The sequence below is a fragment of the Asaia sp. HumB genome (assembly GCF_030263835.1).
Lineage (GTDB): Bacteria > Pseudomonadota > Alphaproteobacteria > Acetobacterales > Acetobacteraceae > Asaia > Asaia bogorensis.
The window spans coordinates 2596420-2611725 of record NZ_JARPML010000002.1; the positions used below are offsets into that span (position 1 = coordinate 2596420).

Below are 15306 nucleotides of genomic sequence, written 5' to 3' on the forward strand. Positions count from 1 at the left end.
CGGATAATTCTTCAGTTTTTTCGAGAGTGCACCTTTCACCCTGCCGCGAGTTGCGGTAGGGTCCGCGCGTTCGGGGCGTGGCGCAGCCTGGTAGCGCGCTTGTTTTGGGTACAAGAGGCCCCCGGTTCGAGTCCGGGCGCCCCGACCACCACCACCAAGGGTATGGCGATACGCGCCCTTAGCTCAGTTGGATAGAGCAACAGCCTTCTAAGCTGTGGGTCGCTGGTTCGAATCCAGCAGGGCGCGCCATTTTCCATGGGTTTTAGCGCGCTCTGGTTTGCAAAGTTTGCAGATGGTTTGCACATGGTTTGCCCGCACTATGGGTAACTTGCTAAAACGTTCACATCAGCCGCCCACGCGAAGCCGCGATCGAGACGATTTTTGTCGTCTCGCGAACCTGATGCTTTTCCCATACTTCCATCCCCGCGAGAGCAACCTCGGTACGTCTCGGCAAGTAGGTGTCGATGATGCGTTGGCAGTAGTCGATCCCGTGACCAGATATTGCGGCAATCTGCGGCGTGGTTGCGCCAGCCTCGGCAAGTCGCACGATGCCAGTTCTGCGGAGGTCGCGGCGTTGCCGGTGCTGGTTCTCCAGTTCGGCCCTGACTTCCTCTTTCGTTCGACCAGCGGCGAACAGCCTCCGGGCCTGCGCATGAGCCATGCGGGAAATCACCTGGTCCCATGCGCGGGCGAAATTGCGGTGCGCCCAGGGCTTGCCCGTTGGGCTCGGAACAAGCAGGCGCTCGGGACCGAGGCCGATGCGGGCGGTGATGATTTGAGCGACGCTTGCTTCGTCCGCGTTCAGTTCGTCCAGGCGGCGGGCGATGTGCGGCGCAAGGCGCGTATGCACGGGCACGTCGAGCAGTGCGCCTGTTTTAGCTTGGCGCAGCGCAATGAACATGCGGCCATCGCGAGTGGAAATCCGTCCGGCCCCCATCGCCAGCATGTCGGAGGGCCGCTGAAGCGTATAGAGCAGAAGCATATAGGCCAGCTGCAGGGCAGGGCGGGCACGCTCAAGAAACGCATCTTCCATCTGGTAAGACCAGATTTCGGTCCGACTGGCGATGTGAAGCCGTCCAAATCGTTCCGCGACGTTTTCCTGAACGATCCCGGTTTCGCGTGCCCGGCCGAGCAGGATCTGAAGCAGGGAGAGAACCTGATTTGCCTTGCGCGGGGTGGCGCTCAATCGCTCGCGTATGGCGAGAACGTCCTGGCGGGTGATCGCACGGGCAGGGATATCGCCCCAATCCTCCCGCATTCGATCGAGATAGCCGCGATAGAGTTTTTGAGTCGTGCCCCGAAGCGAGCGAAACGCCTCGGATTGCAGGTAATCGAGAATCAGGGCGTTGATGCTGCCGGGCTGGATGCCCGCCGCTTGCATCGGTGTCAGGGAAAGACGCTGGCGGGCTTCCTCGGCGGCGGCGCGATCGTGCCCCAGGAATTTTCCCGATGCGCGGTCATAGAAATACTCAATGGTGGTGCCGTCTTTGCGACGCTTGCGCGCCACGTTGAGGCCGGTTCTGTGCGAGGGTGGCATTCATTTTCTCCGCGAGAGGGGATGGGCCGGACTCGGCAGAAACGGGGGCATCGACGGCCATCGGTGCCCCCACCACAAGTGCAGAGTCGCGGTCAGCGTAGGAATCGAGCAATTTACGATCCCAGGTCAATCTCCCGCCTCTCTGGCCCCTGATGCGCGGCGGGGGCCACCACCCTGCCGAACGTTCGTAATCGAACACATCGACGCTCACGCCGAGATAACGCGCAGCGACTTCCCGCGTCATGTAGCGCGGCCAATCGGCAAAGCTGGCTTTACTCATTGCGTCCGTTCCCCCGGCCTGCGGAAGCGCAAGCGCGTGGTTTGATCGTTCAGGCTGATATCGACCAGCGGGTGCGCGGCTTTGATCCGGTCTGTTTCTTCGCGATTCATGAGTAGCACGCGGTGGCGGATGCCTTGCTGGGGGTAGGTCTCGATATCGCCGGAGTGCCAGAGGCAGCGCCACTGGCCGGAAGTCGAGGCAAACTCGGCCAGGAGGCAATGCCGGGGCTCGCGGGCAATCCAAAATTCGACCAGTTCGGCTGGTATGGCTTCCACAAATTCGCGCCAGAGCTTCGGGCGGTGTGGCAGCAGCGTCAAAAGGCGCGGGTCGAGACGATCGGGCACCGGCGCTCGTGTGGTGATCACGGGCAACTCGATAGCGCGCTGGCTTTCGCGATAGCGGATCTCGCGCATGGCATAAGCCCGCTCTGAGCGCGGGGCTGCGTTAGGGCGCATCATACGATCAGGCTCCCTTTCAGGGTCAGGTCGATCGCGGGCCGGGCATTCGCGCCGGGTGTCACTGTCGCCAGGTGAGTGCGCAGGCGATAGATCGGCACAGAATGAGCCTTATCGCGGCACCGAGCGACGGCGGCGCTCTCGGCCTCGCGATAGGTCGGGAAACGCTTAATTGATCGGCCTTTCGTGTTGCGGATGGTAAAGGGCTGATCCGTCATGACGCCGCCTCTTGTTGCATGGCGTGAAGGCGCTGCGCGGCGCAGTTCGCAACGGCGTTCAGGTGCATGAGCCCGTGAGCTATGCCGCCGCCCTGGGTTTGCGCCACGGCATAAGCCGCGCTCGCGCATAGGGCGGAAAGAAGGTCGAGGCTTTCGCCCTCGGTTAGGCCGAGCCGTTCACAGGTGGCGGCGATCTCGGCCGAGGCGGCCGCATAGGCGCGGCGTTTGACTTCTGCTCGGCTGATCATTGGATCGTCCCCCGATGATACGCGGTAATGGCCAGGGCGCGCAGGGCGTTCACCTGCGCAGCGTAAGGCGGCGGCGTGAGGGTGTGAGCGTGGCGGGCCAGATGCCCTTGCAATTCGGCGGCGAGCGCGGCGGCGGTGCGCTTCCACGGTGCAGCGCACTGCAAGGGGCGGCCATCGGCGGCGCGGGTGGCGGCATAGCGCCAGCGGCGGAACAGATCGAGGGCGTGCAGCTGGTCGGCTTCGGGTATGGCGGCCAGGGAGATCCAGAAGGCCCGCTCGGTCATGGCGGCAAGATGGCGGGTGGGAAGTGTCATATTTTACGCCTCCTTCGTTGGGGCTCTTTACGGACACAAGGCAAGGCAAGTAGGGGCGAATCAGGGCACTGCCGGGGCCTTTGGAATGGCCCCGGTTCAGGTCCGCCCCCGATCAACCGGCGCCTTTGATCAGCCGCTGAATCTGTTCAGAAGCGGAGTTTTGCAGGGCGGAGAGGACGCTTACAGCCCGGCTTTCCCAGCCGGGGGTGCGATCGACCTGATCGACGGCAAACTGAGCCGCGAGGGTGGCAATAAGGTCGAGACGTTCCTGAGTGGTGAGCTGATAGAAGCTCGTCACATCGCCGACCTGTGATTTTGCAGCGGAGAGAGCCTCGGCTTGAATGGAGCGGCGCTTTTGCGCGGTGTTTGACATAATGAGCATCTCCTTTGTTGATGCTCATTATGTCGCATACACCGACATTTCTCGCAAGCAATAATGTCGTATATAGCGACATAGTTTTATTGGTGCGGAATAGCTCTAGATCACAATCATCTCTGGCGGCGCGGCGATTGGCGTCCGATCGAAAGGATCAGCCCTCAGCGCGTGGCTCGGGAGCTACCTGTAATGGGTGTTTGAGATCATTTCGGCCTCCGCATTCAGGCAAATACTAAGCGGATGATGACTAGCGTTAATTTGTTGTCAACATTTCCACTAGGAAACTGTACTAAGGGGTCTGTACTCGATACGTTCTAAAAGAAAACAGGAGTTGGTAGTGCTCAAGAAAACCACTGACAATTCAGACGATTTGCGCCTTTTTGTCACGAACAAGAAGGTTGAGAAGCATCTCGCGCTCGTTGTTATCGAGGCCGCGCCAAAATTCGAGCAGGGTCTTTTCGGCGTCTTCTATCGGCGCACTAGCGATATTCTGGCTTGCCGAAGGCGCTCCAGAATAAAGATAGTCGAGTGATACTGAGAAATAATGTGCAATTTCCACAAAGGTCGCAAATCCAGGATGCTTTCCGCCCTCGATTTCTGCCAGGTGTGACCGGCTGATATCGAGCGCCGCCGCTACATCTACCTGCGACTGCTTGCGCGCTTTGCGTAGCTCCCGGATGCGAGCGCCCATTTTTCCATCAGTGATCATGGTCGCACAATGACGCATATGTCGAAACTTTGGGTCGCATAAAGCGACATTTCTCTTGACTTGAAATGTCGGTATAGGCGACATAACGGCATGGACATCAAAGATATTATCCGCCGTGCAGGTGGGACGAACAAAGTCGCCGTCGCTGTTAGCCGTAAACATAACACGGTTGCTGGCTGGCAAAAGATTCCTCCATGTCACGTGGTCGTCGTGGCTCAGCTAAGCGGTCTGCCGCCTCATCTGATCAGGCCGGACGTTTTCCCCGCGTCTGAGTCGCGTGGGGCGGCGCGAGATCTGCCGCCCCTGCAAACCTAGCCGCTGGGCCGCTAGCGCGCTTGCGGAAACGTTCCGCTAAATCACCAAAACACAAGATTTCTCGCGTCCCTGACACAGAGAGACACCCGCAGATGCTCCCCAAAATACCACACAACGCGCCCGCGCTCTTTATGACGGAGGGTGCAGCCAATGGCTGAAATGCACGCCTCTCAGGTTGCCTGCCTGAAAACCGCAACCCAGGCCGCTATTCGTCACCTAGGCGGGGTCGAGGCGGCGGCCTCATGCACGCGCGTCGGCAAAACGCAGATATCCGAATATCAGAACCGCAATTCGTCTCATGTTGCCCCCGTCGATGTGGCGGTTGCGCTCGATCTGTACGCGCAGGAGCCGCTTATTCTTGCCTCTATGGCGGCAATCGAGGGCTACGCGCTGCTACCGCTAACCTTCGGCGAAGGATGCGCGGCGACGGCGATGGGGGATGTCGCGGCCTCGGCCAGCGGAACGCTGACCGCAGCCTTGCGGGCTCTGGCTGATGGCGAAATAGATCGCCCCGAGGCGCAAGACTTGTCGCTGCGCCTGTCACATCTGATCCGCATTTCGACCGACGCCCTCCAGAAGATGCAGGCGCTCGCGTTCGGCGCAGGCCGGGAGGGTTAAGTCATGCCCCGGCAAATCGTTGTGCAGAGCGAAATTGAATCGGCCAGTCTCTTAATGCGCCGTATGAGGGCGCAGCGTGGCGGGGCGGAAAAGATCGCCGAGGCCCTTGCCCTCAAGTTGCAAACGGTCAGGAGCTGGGAGACCGTCCCGGCTTGCCATTTCAGGCGGTTTAACGCTGCCTTTGGCAACCGGCTGCCCTCAAATAAAATCGTACCATCGCCCAGGAAACACGCGGTTGAGCGGGTGCGTCGCCAGCGCCTTTGCTGTGGTACCCGGTTTGTGGCCGATGGGCGCTGGCTGCGCCTGTGCCAGCCCTGCCGGGAGCGCTGCTGATGGCCCGGCCCGCGCTCGATCGGGGTCGCATCGACCCCGCCATAGCGGCGCTGCGCCAGCGTGGTGCAAGCGCATCGCGCATCGCTCGCGCGCTGGGCATATCGGAACGCACGGTGCGCTATGCGCTTCGCCGTCTGGCCGTGCCATCGCCTGAGAGAAAGGCGGCATGACATGACCATGCAGATCGGCGCGGCCGAACTCTCAACCCTGCTGACCCAGCGTATCGACCAACTCGTGCGCGAGCTACTGCCATTCGGGCAGCGCATGGGCGCAGACTGGCGATGCGACTCCCTGTCGGGTGGCAAGGGCACCGCGTTTACCGTGCATCTGACCGGCAAAAATCCGGGCGGCTGGGTCGATCACCGATCGGGTGAGTTCGGCGACGCGCTCGATCTGGTCGCGGCGTGCCTGACGGGCGGGAGTACGAAAGAGGCCTATCGCTGGGCGCATGGCTGGCTCGGGCTGGGTGATCTCGGCCCCGTCGCTATTCGCCAGGCGCATCTGGCAGCCGAAAAGATCCAACGTGACGCGGTAAAGGACGAGCAGGACGGGCGTAAAAAGGCGCTGGCCATGTGGCTCAATGCCGAGCCCGTCACCGAGGGTTCGCCGGTGCTCGCCTATATCCGCAATCGCGGCATCGACGTCGCCCCTCTCGGGCGTTTCACGCGCTCGATACGCTTTGCCCCCGCCCATTACTGTAACGAGGTGCAGCGCAAACTGCCTGCCATGCTGGCCGCCTTCACCGATGCCACGGGCGCGCATGTCGCCACGCATCAGACATGGCTTACCCAGGATAGCGAGGGCCGGTGGGTCAAGGCGCGGCTCGATGTCGCCAAGAAAATTCGCGGGGCCTATGCGGGCGCTGCCATTCGCCTGCGCAAGGGCGATACCGGCGAGACGCTGGCCAAGGCCAGCCCGGATGAAACCGTGCTGATCGGCGAAGGCATCGAGACCTGTCTTTCGGTGGCCGTGTGCTGCCCCGAATTTCGCGTGCTCGCAGCCGGTAGCCTGAGCAACATGGCGGCCATCTGGCTGCCGGACCAGGTGCGCAAGGTCACGCTTCTTGCCGATCGGGATGAACACGAAGCCGCGAAGCGCGGCCTCGATCGGGCGATCGACTTTCACCTTTCCAAAGGTCGCGAGGTGCGGGTCGCAAAACCCCCTCGCGGGAAGGATTTCAACGATGCAATCCAATGATATCCGCGATGCGGTGCTGCGCGCCGATCGGGCGTTCCAGGTCATCGACGGGGGCCGCCCGGATGGCGAGCGCAAGGGCGGCGGCGAGCCGCCAGCCGCGCCAGAAGAAAACGAGCCTTGTCCCGTTACGGCGCTGGGCCATCTTGATGGCTCCTATTTCTTTCTCGACCGCGTGGGCCAGCTGCGCGTGCTGACCGCAAGGCAGGTCGGGTCGCGCCATGATCTGCTCGGCCTGTTTGCCGGGAATGACGGGTGGCTGCGGGCCAATTTTCCGAAGAAAGCGCAGTGCAAAAGCAAGGACCAGGACGGGCAGGAAGTCACCGAGGAAAAGGTGGTGGATTTCCGCATCAATTCGGTGGCCAGCTATTTACAGGCTGAGTGCGCTCAGGCCGGGCTTTTCGGGTCACATATCATGATCCGCAAGCCGGGCGTCTGGCCTGCCGAAAATGGCTTGCCGGTGGTCCATTGCGGCGACAGCGTGATGATAGGCGACCGGCTGGAAAAAGCAGGAACGCGCACCGGGAATCAGGTATGGGCCGCCGCGCCCCCGTCGCCCCGGCCTGCACGCCCTTGCGGCCCGGAGGAAGGTCGCTATTTGCTTGAGCAGATCCGCAGGCTCTGGAATTTTCGCACGCCGGGCGGTGAGATTGCAGTGCTCGGGTTGCTGGCCTGCGCCTATTACGGGGCATCCATCCCGTGGCGGCCTGCCGGGTTTCTGATCGGCGGGGCCGGGTCAGGCAAATCGTCACTGTTGCGCGTGTTGCAGGCGGCGTCGCCCCTACATGTGTTCGTGAACGATACATCGAAAGCTGGGCTAGAGCAGAGGCTTGATGGGCGCGCCATGCCCGCGTTCATTGATGAGGCGTCCGATCGCGAGGATCAGCGCGGTGCGCGTGCGCTGCTGGATCTCGTGCTCTCATCGACGGGCGGCGAAGGCACGAAAGGCGTGCGCGGCGGCAAGGATGGCGTGGCCCGGAGTATCGAGGTTGTCGGCTCGATCATCATGGCCTCGATCAACCCGCCAGACATGCAGGCACAGCATCTTGGCCGTTTCACGATCATCGACCTGGCCAAGGCCGAGGAAGGGGCCGACCATTCGACCGAGCATCGCGACCTCGCCACCTGGGCACGCGAGCACGGGGCGGCGCTTTGGGGCCGAGCCCTTGCCGGATGGGAGCGCCATCGCGCCGCGCTGGCAATCTTCCGGGCGGCGCTTCTCGAAAGCGGCTGTCAGCCCCGTGAAATGGACCAGCTAGGCACTATTCTTGCCGGGTGGTGGGTCATGACAGAGGATACAATCCCCGATGAACGTGGCGCGCAAATAGGAATTGGCGCTTTATCAGAATTTGTGCGTGACGCCGAGGACGTTACGACGCAAGATGCCCCAACCCGCATGATCAATCACCTGTTGACGCAGCTTGTCATGGTGCAGAGATCGACCGAGAGGAAATCTATAGCTGACCTTATCGAGCGCCTTCTCGAAAATGACAGTGGACAGAGGCCGGATCTCGATCCGCTCTCGCGCTCTGTTGCGGACGAAGTGCTCGGGCAATACGGGATCAGGGTTATCAGGCCAAACGAGATCAAGGCGCGCAACGGCGTGGCATATCCTCGCGAGGCCGATGGTGCCGGGCTCTGGTTTTCCCAAGGGAATGCCATGCTGACCCGGCTATTCGATGATACACCGTTCGCCGGTCAACGCTGGCTCTATGAGCTGCGACGTCTTGAATCGGCCCGCAGCCCCAAGCGCAAGGTCAAGATCGGCTCGATGACTCCCGCCCGCTGCGTGTGGGTTACGGCGGCCGAACTGGGCTTCGGAGTAGGTGAAGATGCCTAACTCATTGAGAATGCTACATAATCCCGTAGCCAATGGTAGCCAGCCGGTAGCCATAAAAGAGCAATAAAAACAACGCCGTAGCTCCCGTAGCCGCCGTAGCCACTCCCTGCACCTGTATAGACGCATTCCCCACAAAGGGAGACGTGTCTCTTGTGTCCTGAATACTGGCTACCGTGGCTACCATGGCTACCACTACTATAACCTACTGATAAATATATATAATCCTGTAGCCAATCCCGTAGCCCGGTAGCCAGACCGGTAGCCAATGGGCTCCAGCGGCCCGCAAGAGGATGAAATGACCCCGGAATACGTCCTGTTCGATCACTCCCGCGATATTGCCGATCAGGTTGCGGAGTGGCTTGCCGAGGCAGCGGACACGCTCGCAGCCCTTCCTGCCACGGGCACTAGGCCGAGCACGCATTGCGTCAAATGGCCCGACGTCGTGTTCGACCCGGAAGATCTGGACTGGTTCCGCGAACTCGAAGCGTTCATGCCGCCGCCGACTGCCGAGCAGATCAGGCGCATGGATATCGCGCTAGGCTGGCTTTCCCTGATTGATGCCTCGCAGATCAGGCTGCGCCGGGTCATCAATATGCGGTTGATTGTTCACCCGGTTTCGGGCCGAAACCGCTGGGGCTGGGAGAAGATCGCAACGAAAATGGGTATTTCCGAACCAACCGCGAAGAGATGGTATCGGTTAGGTTGTGAAGCCATTGGAAAAAAAATCATGACCCGTTGAATTTTGATGTTGCTTTTGTTGGTTTTTGCAGTATTTCAAATGTCATTCTCGCGAGACGCTTGGCCAAATCGCCAAGCGTCTTTTTTATTGGTTACAACCTTTCAGTGATCGCAGTCGATCGTCAGCTCTTTGCGCACGCCGTCGTTGTCTTGGGTGACGACTTTGTAGCCGGTCGGGCATTCCTTATTGGCTCGCTCATAGCAGATACGCACAGGTGCTGCGGTCCCGCAGGCAATGACGTGATATGCGCCACCGCCCGGCTTGGGGATAGTGGAAGCGGTGGTGCATCCGGAAACGAAAAGGCAGATGAGAAGAAATATCGGATATTTCATAAGACAATTCCAATAAGGACAGACAGGAGCGCGGAAGTGTCAGGTGTCCCATTTGAGTCTGCAATCAAAAATAGGCCGCGACTCAAGGCGTTGCCGCAAAAGTTACACTCCGTTCCGTCATCTGTAGTTCGGATGCTCCCAAAAACCACGGGAGGACTCTATCTTTCAGCTGAATGGCGCGGCCTGATGTCGCGCCTTCTCGTGCAGCGTGGCCGACGCTGCGAGGCCTGCGGCCGTACCGGTTGCCGGATCTTCGGCGATCATATCCATGAACTGAAAGACGGCGGTGGGCCGCTCGATCCGAGCAATGTCCGGTTGCTCTGTGGCTCCTGTCATAGCGCCAAGACGGCCCGCGTCCGGGCCATCCGCACCCGCGAAACCCCGCCCCGCCGACCCCGAGGGGGCGGGTCGAAAGTCTGACCGGATCCTACCCCCGCAACCGCCCAAGGCTCAGCGGCAGATTTTCCGGTCTATCAAGGAAATCAAGTTATCAAGGAAAGGGAGCAGAAATGGCTCACGGTGGCGCACGTCCTGGCGCCGGACGGAAAAAGGGCAGCCGGAATAAGAAGCAGGTGGACTGGAACGGCCCGCTCGTGGTCGATCCCTCCGCACTTGCGCCCGGCCTCGATGCCCTGAGCGGCATGAGCCCGCAGGATCTCGCGACCTGTTCGCCGCTCGCTTTCCTCACGCATATCTACCGCAATCGCGGCCTGGCCGCCGCCATACGCGCCGACGCCGCCAAGGCCGCGCTGCCTTACGCTCATGCCCGTCTCGCGGCCCCGCGCGAGGATCAGCCCGCTCTGCCCGGCCTCGATAGCGGCTGGGGCGACGATCTGCCCCCGATGAACAGAAGGAATTGACATGCTGGATCTGAGCCGGAAGGACTGGGAGGCGCGTTTGCGTGCCGGTCGGTCCCTCCTGCCGGATCTGGAGCCCATCAATCCCGATCTCGCGGCGCGGGCCGTGCGCTGCTTCGACCGGCTGCGCATTCCCGATGTGCCCGGCACGCCCGCCATGGCGGACGCCTGCGGCGACTGGTTTCGCGAGATCGTCTCGGCCCTGTTCGGCGCGCTCGATCCCGAAACGGGCGTGCGCGCAATCCAGGAGCTTTTCCTCCTGGTACCGAAAAAGAACAGCAAGACCACGAACGGCGCTGGGCTGATGCTGACGGCCGTAATCGTCAATGAGCGCCCGAACGCCGAGTTCCTGATCGTCGCGCCGACCAAGGAAATTGCCGATCTCGCCTTTAGCCAAGCGCTCGGCATGGTGCAGAACGACCGCACGCTGATGCGGTGCTTTCAGGTGCAGCAGCATCTCAAGCGCCTCAGGTTTCACGCGACAGGCGCAACCCTGCAGGTCAAGGCCTTCAGCCCTGACGTCATGACCGGCGTAAAGCCCGCAGGCGTACTGGTGGATGAGCAGCACGTCATCGCCATGCGCAACGATGCGGGCAGCGTCATGCGCCAGATACGCGGTGGCATGATCTCGCAGCCCGAGGCGTTCCTCGCCATCATCACCACCCAGAGCGACGGGCCGCCTCGGGGCGTGTTCGCGCAGGATCTGATCCGCGCCCGCGAGATACGCGACGGCAAACGCTTCCAGCCGGTTCTGCCGGTGCTGTACGAATTGCCGCCCGATATCCAGCAGCCCTCCAAACTGCCTGGCGAGGCCGCGCCCTGGGAAGATCCCGCCTACTGGCCGATGGTCCTGCCTAATCTCGGCCGGTCGATCACGCTGGACCGTCTGAAGCGCGAATATGCGGACGCCCGCGAGAAAGGCGTGGGCGAGCTGGCCAGCTGGGCGTCGCAGCATCTCAATGTCGAAATCGGCCTCGCCCTGCGCTCCGATCGCTGGGTCGGTGCCGATTACTGGCAGGGCGCAGGCGATGACACGCTGACACTCGAGGCCCTGATCGAACGCTGCGAGGTCATCGTGGCGGGCATCGACGGCGGTGGGCTCGACGATCTGCTTTCGCTGGCAGTGCTTGGGCGCGACACCATCACGGGCCAATGGCTGCACTGGCAGAAAAGCTGGGTGTTCGAGGGCGTGCTGGCGCTTCGCAAGCGTGAGGCCAGCCAGCTGCGCGACTTCGAGACGCAGGGCGATCTGGTCATCACCGCCGAGCCCGGCACCGATATCGAGCAGCTGGTGGCGGTCCTCGGCACGATCGACCATAGCAACAAGCTCGCGATCGTCGGGCTCGACCCGATGGGCGTGGGCGCCATTGTCGATGCGCTGGCCCAGATCGGCATCGCCCATGAGCGTGTGGTGGGCATCTCTCAGGGCTGGACGCTCTCGGGCGCCATCAAGACCGCCGAGCGCAAGCTGGCGGATGGCACGCTCTGCCACGGTGCGCGGCCCATCATGGGCTGGGCCGTCTCGAACGCGAAGGTCGAGCCTAGGGGCAATGCCATCATCATCACCAAACAGGCGGCGGGCTATCTCAAGATCGACCCGCTGATGGCGCTGCTCAATGCCGTCACGCTGATGAGCCGCAACCCCGAGCCGCCCGGTGGCGGCCGGATGGATGATTTTCTCTCAACCGGGATCATTGCCGTATGAGCATCGCCACGAGACTGCGCGGCATGGCCTGGAAGGCCGCAAGCGCGGCTTTCCAGTCCGTCACGGGCGTATCCCTCACCGATCTGCGCCTCGGCGCTTTCATGGCGGGCGGGCCAAGCATTTCCGGCCAGCGCGTCTCGGTCGATACCGCGCTCCAACTCGACACGGTCTGGGCCTGTATCCGGCTCCTGTCCGAAACAATCGGCTCCATGCCGCTCAAGCTGCATGAGCAGCAAGGTGACGGGCAATCGTCCCTGGCCCGCGATCACCCGCTTTACCGGGTGCTGGCCCGCGCGCCCAACGCCGATATGACGCCGATCGAGTTCTGGTCGTGCATGGCGGCTTGCTGCCTCGCCTGGGGCAATGGCTTCGCCCAGATCATGCGGCGTGGTGACGGTCAGATCGTGGCACTCAATCCGTTACGCCCCGACCGCATGACCGTGCAGCGCGATCCCAGCACCGGGGCGGTGGTCTATCGCTACAGCTATCAGGGCAAGACGCTTGTCCTTGATGAGGGCGACGTTTTCCAAATCAAGGGTTTCTGCTTTGATGGGCTCATGGGCATCTCGCCCATCACGGCGGGGCGGCAGTCCATCGGGGCCGCCTTGGGCGCCGAGGAAACGGCGGGGCGCATGTTCCGCAACGGCCTGCTCTCGCAGACCTATATTTCCGCTCCGACCTATCTGAGCGCAGCGCAAAAGGAACAGGCGAAGGCAATCCTCGCCGATTACTCGGGCGCGATGAACGCGGGCAAGACGCCCCTGCTCGAGGGCGGATGGAAGGTCGAGAGCATCGGGCTCAGGGCCGAGGATCTGCAACTCCTGCAAACCCGTCAGCTGGGCGTCGCCACGCTTTGCCGGTGGTTCGGGGTGCAGCCTGTCATGATCGGGGCGATGGAGAAATCCACCGCCTGGGGCACCGGGCTGGAACAGATGAATCTCTGGTTCCTGCAATACGGTCTCATGCCCTGGCTGCAACGCATCGAGCAGGCCGTTTCGCGCTGCCTGCTCTTGCCTGTCGAGCGCGACCGGTATTTCGCCCGGTTCAACGTCGATGCCCTCCTGCGCGGCGATAGCACGGCGCGGGCGGGCTACATGCAAACCGCGCTGCGCTCGGGCTGGATGACCGTCAACGAGGCCCGCGCCAATGACAACCTGCCCCCCATGCCGGGCGGCGATGTGCTCATGGTGCAGGCCCAGATGATCCCGCTTGCCGATATCGGCAAGCCCCGCAACCTGACCGGTACAGGCGGGCAAGACCCGCCTGCCAGTAACCGACCGCACGGCACGCAATCCAGCATCACGGGAGACGACAATGAGTAACTATCTGGCTGCTGCCTTCGAGTGGAAGTTTGCCCCCGATGCGCCCGAAGGCAGCTTCGAGGGCTATGGCAGCGTGTTCGGCCATCAGGACGCGCACGGCGATATCGTCCTGCCCGGTGCCTTTGCCGAGACCCTGGCCGAGCGCAAGGCGCAGGGGCGCAACATTCCGATGCACGTCATGCACGGCATCCTTGGCGGTGACGGCCTGCCGGTCGGCGTGTGGGACGATGCCAGCGAGGACAGCCACGGTCTGCATCTGCGTGGGCGTCTGTCTGGCATGGATACCGATTACGGGCGCAGGCTTTACGGCCTGGTGAAAGACGGGGCACTCGGTGGCCTCTCCATCGGCTTTTCCGTGCGCAAGGACGGCGCAACCCCCGGCACCGATCCGAAAGGCCCGCGCCGCCAGATCAGGGCCGTGAACCTGCATGAGGTCAGCCTGGTGGATGACCCGTCAAACGCGCTCGCCCGCGTGACCGAAATGCGCAGGCGCTTTTACCCGGTGGGGCCGCAGCTGCCCGATCTGACGGCAGAACTGCGCGCCGCCAGCCGGGCGCTGACGGACGCCTTACGCCCCGGCTTCAGCCTGCCCGATCCACGCGGGGCCAGCCGGGCGGGCTGATCGACCTCCGCCCCCGCAAACCATTCCGAACACAACGCAGGGCGCTTCGAGCGCCCTTTTTCATGAGGAAAACCCCATGTCCGATTACGAACAGGCAATCCGCGAACTCAAGACCGCAACCGATGAGGTCAAGCGTTTTGCCGAGGCCTCGACCACGGAACTGCGCAACCTTGGGAAGGTGACGGAAGAAACCAAGGCCAGCGCAGACAAGGCCTTGGCCGAGATGAACGGGCTTTCTGCCCGTCTGGCTGATATCGAGCAGAAAGCCGCCCGTGCAGGTCAGGAAGGCGCACGCGAGACGCGCTCGCTCGGCCAGCGTTTCATCGAGAATGATGAGGTCAAGGCTGCGATCGGCGCGGGCGACCGCTTCAAGGGCCGTCTTACGGTGGAAATGCGGGCCATCACCTCGGGCAGTTCTACCGGCAGTTCCGGGACGACCGGGCTTGTCGTGGCCGACCGTCAGCCGGGCATCGTGCAGGCCACGCCGGATCGCCGCATGACCATTCGCGGGCTGCTCATGCCCGGCACCACGCAATCGGGCGCAATCGACTATGTGCGTGAAACCCTGTTCACCAATAACGCGGCCCCGGTGGCTGAAAACCCCAGCGCCAACAAGCCGCAATCAGAACTCAAATTCGATCTGGTGACGCTCGGCGTCAAAACCATCGCTCACTTCGTCATGGCCTCGCGCCAGATCCTGGCCGATGCGCCCATGCTGGCCAGTTATGTGGATGGCCGCCTGCGCTACGGTCTGGCCCTCAAGGAGGAAGATCAGCTGCTCAATGGTGACGGCACGGGCCAGAACCTCAACGGGCTGATGAACCAGGCGACGGCTTATGCCCAGCCCGCAGGCGTGAACGCCAAGACCGAGACCATGATTGACCGCCTGCGTCTCGCCATGCTGCAGGCGACGCTGGCCGAGTTCCCCGCAACGGGCCATGTGCTGCACCCGACCGACTGGACATCCATCGAGATGACCAAGGACGCGCAGGGCCGCTATATCTTCGCCAACCCGACCGGGCTTGCCGGGCCAGTGCTTTGGGGCCTGCCGGTGGCTGAAAGCCTGAGCATGAAGGCGGGCAACTTCCTGACCGGTGCTTTTGCCTATGCCGCGCAGATTTTCGACCGTGAAGATGCGACGGTCACGATCTCGACCGAGGATCGCGACAATTTCGTGAAGAACATGGTCACGATCCTGGCCGAGGAACGCATGGCGCTTGCCGTCTATCGCCCGCAAGCGCTGATCAAGGGCACGTTTGCCACCTCCGCCGCTGGCGGCTGATCGGGGGCAC

21 protein-coding genes and 2 tRNA genes are annotated in these 15306 nt (G+C 62.3%); 13 read left to right on the forward strand and 10 right to left on the reverse strand.

Annotation, left to right across the window (positions count from 1 at the left end; all coding sequences use genetic code 11):
* Nucleotides 1-71 precede the first annotated feature (71 nt).
* Together P5689_RS12745 and P5689_RS12750 are read left to right on the forward strand one after the other, a co-directional pair.
* Nucleotides 72-148: transfer RNA gene (locus P5689_RS12745), tRNA-Pro, on the forward strand.
* A 24-nt stretch (nt 149-172) separates the two neighbouring features.
* A tRNA-Arg gene (locus tag P5689_RS12750) sits at nt 173-249 on the forward strand.
* Nucleotides 250-340: 91 nt separating this feature from the next.
* On the opposite strand, the gene P5689_RS12755 is transcribed toward P5689_RS12750, so the two are convergent.
* The 8 genes from P5689_RS12755 to P5689_RS12790 form a co-directional block, all read right to left on the reverse strand.
* The gene (locus P5689_RS12755; RefSeq protein WP_285533426.1) at nt 341-1537 is read right to left on the reverse strand and encodes a tyrosine-type recombinase/integrase; all 1197 of its coding nucleotides are present in this window, start codon (nt 1535-1537) and stop codon (nt 341-343) included.
* Nucleotides 1470-1817 (reverse strand): DNA-binding protein, encoded by a 348-nt coding sequence (locus P5689_RS12760; protein WP_285533427.1) that lies wholly within the window; start codon nt 1815-1817, stop codon nt 1470-1472. Before P5689_RS12760 ends, P5689_RS12755 begins: the two co-directional genes overlap by 68 nt.
* Entirely contained in the window at nt 1814-2230 is a 417-nt protein-coding gene (locus P5689_RS12765) for a hypothetical protein (protein ID WP_285533428.1), read from the reverse strand. The genes P5689_RS12760 and P5689_RS12765 overlap by 4 nt, the downstream gene beginning before the upstream one ends.
* Before the next feature lie 41 nt (nt 2231-2271).
* The gene (locus P5689_RS12770) at nt 2272-2490 is read right to left on the reverse strand and encodes a hypothetical protein (RefSeq protein ID WP_285533429.1); all 219 of its coding nucleotides are present in this window, start codon (nt 2488-2490) and stop codon (nt 2272-2274) included.
* The gene (locus P5689_RS12775; RefSeq protein ID WP_285533430.1) at nt 2487-2738 is read right to left on the reverse strand and encodes a hypothetical protein; all 252 of its coding nucleotides are present in this window, start codon (nt 2736-2738) and stop codon (nt 2487-2489) included. Before P5689_RS12775 ends, P5689_RS12770 begins: the two co-directional genes overlap by 4 nt.
* Nucleotides 2735-3052, reverse strand: a complete 318-nt coding sequence (locus tag P5689_RS12780) for a hypothetical protein (protein WP_285533431.1) — start codon at nt 3050-3052, stop codon at nt 2735-2737. Before P5689_RS12780 ends, P5689_RS12775 begins: the two co-directional genes overlap by 4 nt.
* 112 nt (nt 3053-3164) lie before the next feature.
* Nucleotides 3165-3425, reverse strand: coding sequence for a hypothetical protein (locus tag P5689_RS12785; protein ID WP_285533432.1), 261 nt, complete (start codon nt 3423-3425; stop codon nt 3165-3167).
* Nucleotides 3426-3789: 364 nt separating this feature from the next.
* A complete protein-coding gene (locus P5689_RS12790; protein WP_285533433.1) occupies nt 3790-4320 on the reverse strand; it encodes a helix-turn-helix transcriptional regulator in 531 nt (176 codons plus the stop codon).
* Between the two features lie 282 nt (nt 4321-4602).
* Between P5689_RS12790 and P5689_RS12795 the strand changes: the two genes are divergently transcribed.
* From P5689_RS12795 to P5689_RS12815, 5 genes are all read left to right on the forward strand, one after another.
* The gene (locus P5689_RS12795; RefSeq protein WP_240386493.1) at nt 4603-5070 is read left to right on the forward strand and encodes a hypothetical protein; all 468 of its coding nucleotides are present in this window, start codon (nt 4603-4605) and stop codon (nt 5068-5070) included.
* Between the two features lie 332 nt (nt 5071-5402).
* Entirely contained in the window at nt 5403-5573 is a 171-nt protein-coding gene (locus tag P5689_RS12800; RefSeq protein WP_161630799.1) for a helix-turn-helix domain-containing protein, read from the forward strand.
* Nucleotide 5574: 1 nt separating this feature from the next.
* Nucleotides 5575-6600: a toprim domain-containing protein gene (locus P5689_RS12805; protein ID WP_285533434.1), complete on the forward strand. Its 1026-nt coding sequence runs from the start codon at nt 5575-5577 to the stop codon at nt 6598-6600.
* Nucleotides 6587-8437 (forward strand): ATP-binding protein, encoded by a 1851-nt coding sequence (locus P5689_RS12810; RefSeq protein WP_285533435.1) that lies wholly within the window; start codon nt 6587-6589, stop codon nt 8435-8437. Before P5689_RS12805 ends, P5689_RS12810 begins: the two co-directional genes overlap by 14 nt.
* Before the next feature lie 295 nt (nt 8438-8732).
* Nucleotides 8733-9176, forward strand: coding sequence for a DUF6362 family protein (locus tag P5689_RS12815; protein WP_285533436.1), 444 nt, complete (start codon nt 8733-8735; stop codon nt 9174-9176).
* Between the two features lie 101 nt (nt 9177-9277).
* On the opposite strand, the gene P5689_RS12820 is transcribed toward P5689_RS12815, so the two are convergent.
* Nucleotides 9278-9508, reverse strand: a complete 231-nt coding sequence (locus tag P5689_RS12820; protein WP_285533437.1) for a hypothetical protein — start codon at nt 9506-9508, stop codon at nt 9278-9280.
* A 165-nt stretch (nt 9509-9673) separates the two neighbouring features.
* Nucleotides 9674-9844 carry a hypothetical protein gene (locus tag P5689_RS12825; protein WP_285533915.1) on the reverse strand — a complete coding sequence of 57 codons (171 nt, stop codon included), beginning with the start codon at nt 9842-9844 and terminating at the stop codon, nt 9674-9676.
* Here P5689_RS12825 and P5689_RS12830 point away from each other — a divergent pair.
* The 6 genes from P5689_RS12830 (at nt 9782) to P5689_RS12855 (ending at nt 15296) form a co-directional block, all read left to right on the forward strand.
* Nucleotides 9782-9928, forward strand: coding sequence for an HNH endonuclease (locus P5689_RS12830; protein ID WP_285533895.1), 147 nt, complete (start codon nt 9782-9784; stop codon nt 9926-9928). The genes P5689_RS12825 and P5689_RS12830 overlap by 63 nt on opposite strands.
* Before the next feature lie 89 nt (nt 9929-10017).
* A complete protein-coding gene (locus tag P5689_RS12835; protein ID WP_285533438.1) occupies nt 10018-10368 on the forward strand; it encodes a hypothetical protein in 351 nt (116 codons plus the stop codon).
* A gap of 1 nt (nt 10369) precedes the next feature.
* Nucleotides 10370-12070: a terminase TerL endonuclease subunit gene (locus P5689_RS12840; protein WP_285533439.1), complete on the forward strand. Its 1701-nt coding sequence runs from the start codon at nt 10370-10372 to the stop codon at nt 12068-12070.
* Complete coding sequence (locus tag P5689_RS12845; RefSeq protein WP_285533441.1) at nt 12067-13392, forward strand: phage portal protein; 1326 nt, start codon at nt 12067-12069, stop codon at nt 13390-13392. The genes P5689_RS12840 and P5689_RS12845 overlap by 4 nt, the downstream gene beginning before the upstream one ends.
* Complete coding sequence (locus P5689_RS12850) at nt 13385-14014, forward strand: HK97 family phage prohead protease (protein ID WP_285533442.1); 630 nt, start codon at nt 13385-13387, stop codon at nt 14012-14014. The genes P5689_RS12845 and P5689_RS12850 overlap by 8 nt, the downstream gene beginning before the upstream one ends.
* 76 nt (nt 14015-14090) lie before the next feature.
* The gene (locus P5689_RS12855; protein ID WP_285533443.1) at nt 14091-15296 is read left to right on the forward strand and encodes a phage major capsid protein; all 1206 of its coding nucleotides are present in this window, start codon (nt 14091-14093) and stop codon (nt 15294-15296) included.
* The last annotated feature ends 10 nt before the right edge of the window (nt 15297-15306 follow it).

Coding starts and splice junctions, on each gene's coding strand:
- P5689_RS12825 (WP_285533915.1), bottom strand. CDS start 9,844: ATGACAGGAGCCACAGAGCAACCGGACATTGCTCGGATCGAGCGGCCC.
- P5689_RS12765 (WP_285533428.1), bottom strand. CDS start 2,230: ATGCGCGAGATCCGCTATCGCGAAAGCCAGCGCGCTATCGAGTTGCCC.
- P5689_RS12800 (WP_161630799.1), top strand. CDS start 5,403: ATGGCCCGGCCCGCGCTCGATCGGGGTCGCATCGACCCCGCCATAGCG.
- P5689_RS12785 (WP_285533432.1), bottom strand. CDS start 3,425: ATGTCAAACACCGCGCAAAAGCGCCGCTCCATTCAAGCCGAGGCTCTC.
- P5689_RS12795 (WP_240386493.1), top strand. CDS start 4,603: ATGGCTGAAATGCACGCCTCTCAGGTTGCCTGCCTGAAAACCGCAACC.
- P5689_RS12775 (WP_285533430.1), bottom strand. CDS start 2,738: ATGATCAGCCGAGCAGAAGTCAAACGCCGCGCCTATGCGGCCGCCTCG.
- P5689_RS12770 (WP_285533429.1), bottom strand. CDS start 2,490: ATGACGGATCAGCCCTTTACCATCCGCAACACGAAAGGCCGATCAATT.
- P5689_RS12780 (WP_285533431.1), bottom strand. CDS start 3,052: ATGACACTTCCCACCCGCCATCTTGCCGCCATGACCGAGCGGGCCTTC.
- P5689_RS12755 (WP_285533426.1), bottom strand. CDS start 1,537: ATGCCACCCTCGCACAGAACCGGCCTCAACGTGGCGCGCAAGCGTCGC.
- P5689_RS12810 (WP_285533435.1), top strand. CDS start 6,587: ATGCAATCCAATGATATCCGCGATGCGGTGCTGCGCGCCGATCGGGCG.
- P5689_RS12855 (WP_285533443.1), top strand. CDS start 14,091: ATGTCCGATTACGAACAGGCAATCCGCGAACTCAAGACCGCAACCGAT.
- P5689_RS12805 (WP_285533434.1), top strand. CDS start 5,575: ATGACCATGCAGATCGGCGCGGCCGAACTCTCAACCCTGCTGACCCAG.
- P5689_RS12840 (WP_285533439.1), top strand. CDS start 10,370: ATGCTGGATCTGAGCCGGAAGGACTGGGAGGCGCGTTTGCGTGCCGGT.
- P5689_RS12815 (WP_285533436.1), top strand. CDS start 8,733: ATGACCCCGGAATACGTCCTGTTCGATCACTCCCGCGATATTGCCGAT.
- P5689_RS12760 (WP_285533427.1), bottom strand. CDS start 1,817: ATGAGTAAAGCCAGCTTTGCCGATTGGCCGCGCTACATGACGCGGGAA.
- P5689_RS12835 (WP_285533438.1), top strand. CDS start 10,018: ATGGCTCACGGTGGCGCACGTCCTGGCGCCGGACGGAAAAAGGGCAGC.
- P5689_RS12845 (WP_285533441.1), top strand. CDS start 12,067: ATGAGCATCGCCACGAGACTGCGCGGCATGGCCTGGAAGGCCGCAAGC.
- P5689_RS12820 (WP_285533437.1), bottom strand. CDS start 9,508: ATGAAATATCCGATATTTCTTCTCATCTGCCTTTTCGTTTCCGGATGC.
- P5689_RS12850 (WP_285533442.1), top strand. CDS start 13,385: ATGAGTAACTATCTGGCTGCTGCCTTCGAGTGGAAGTTTGCCCCCGAT.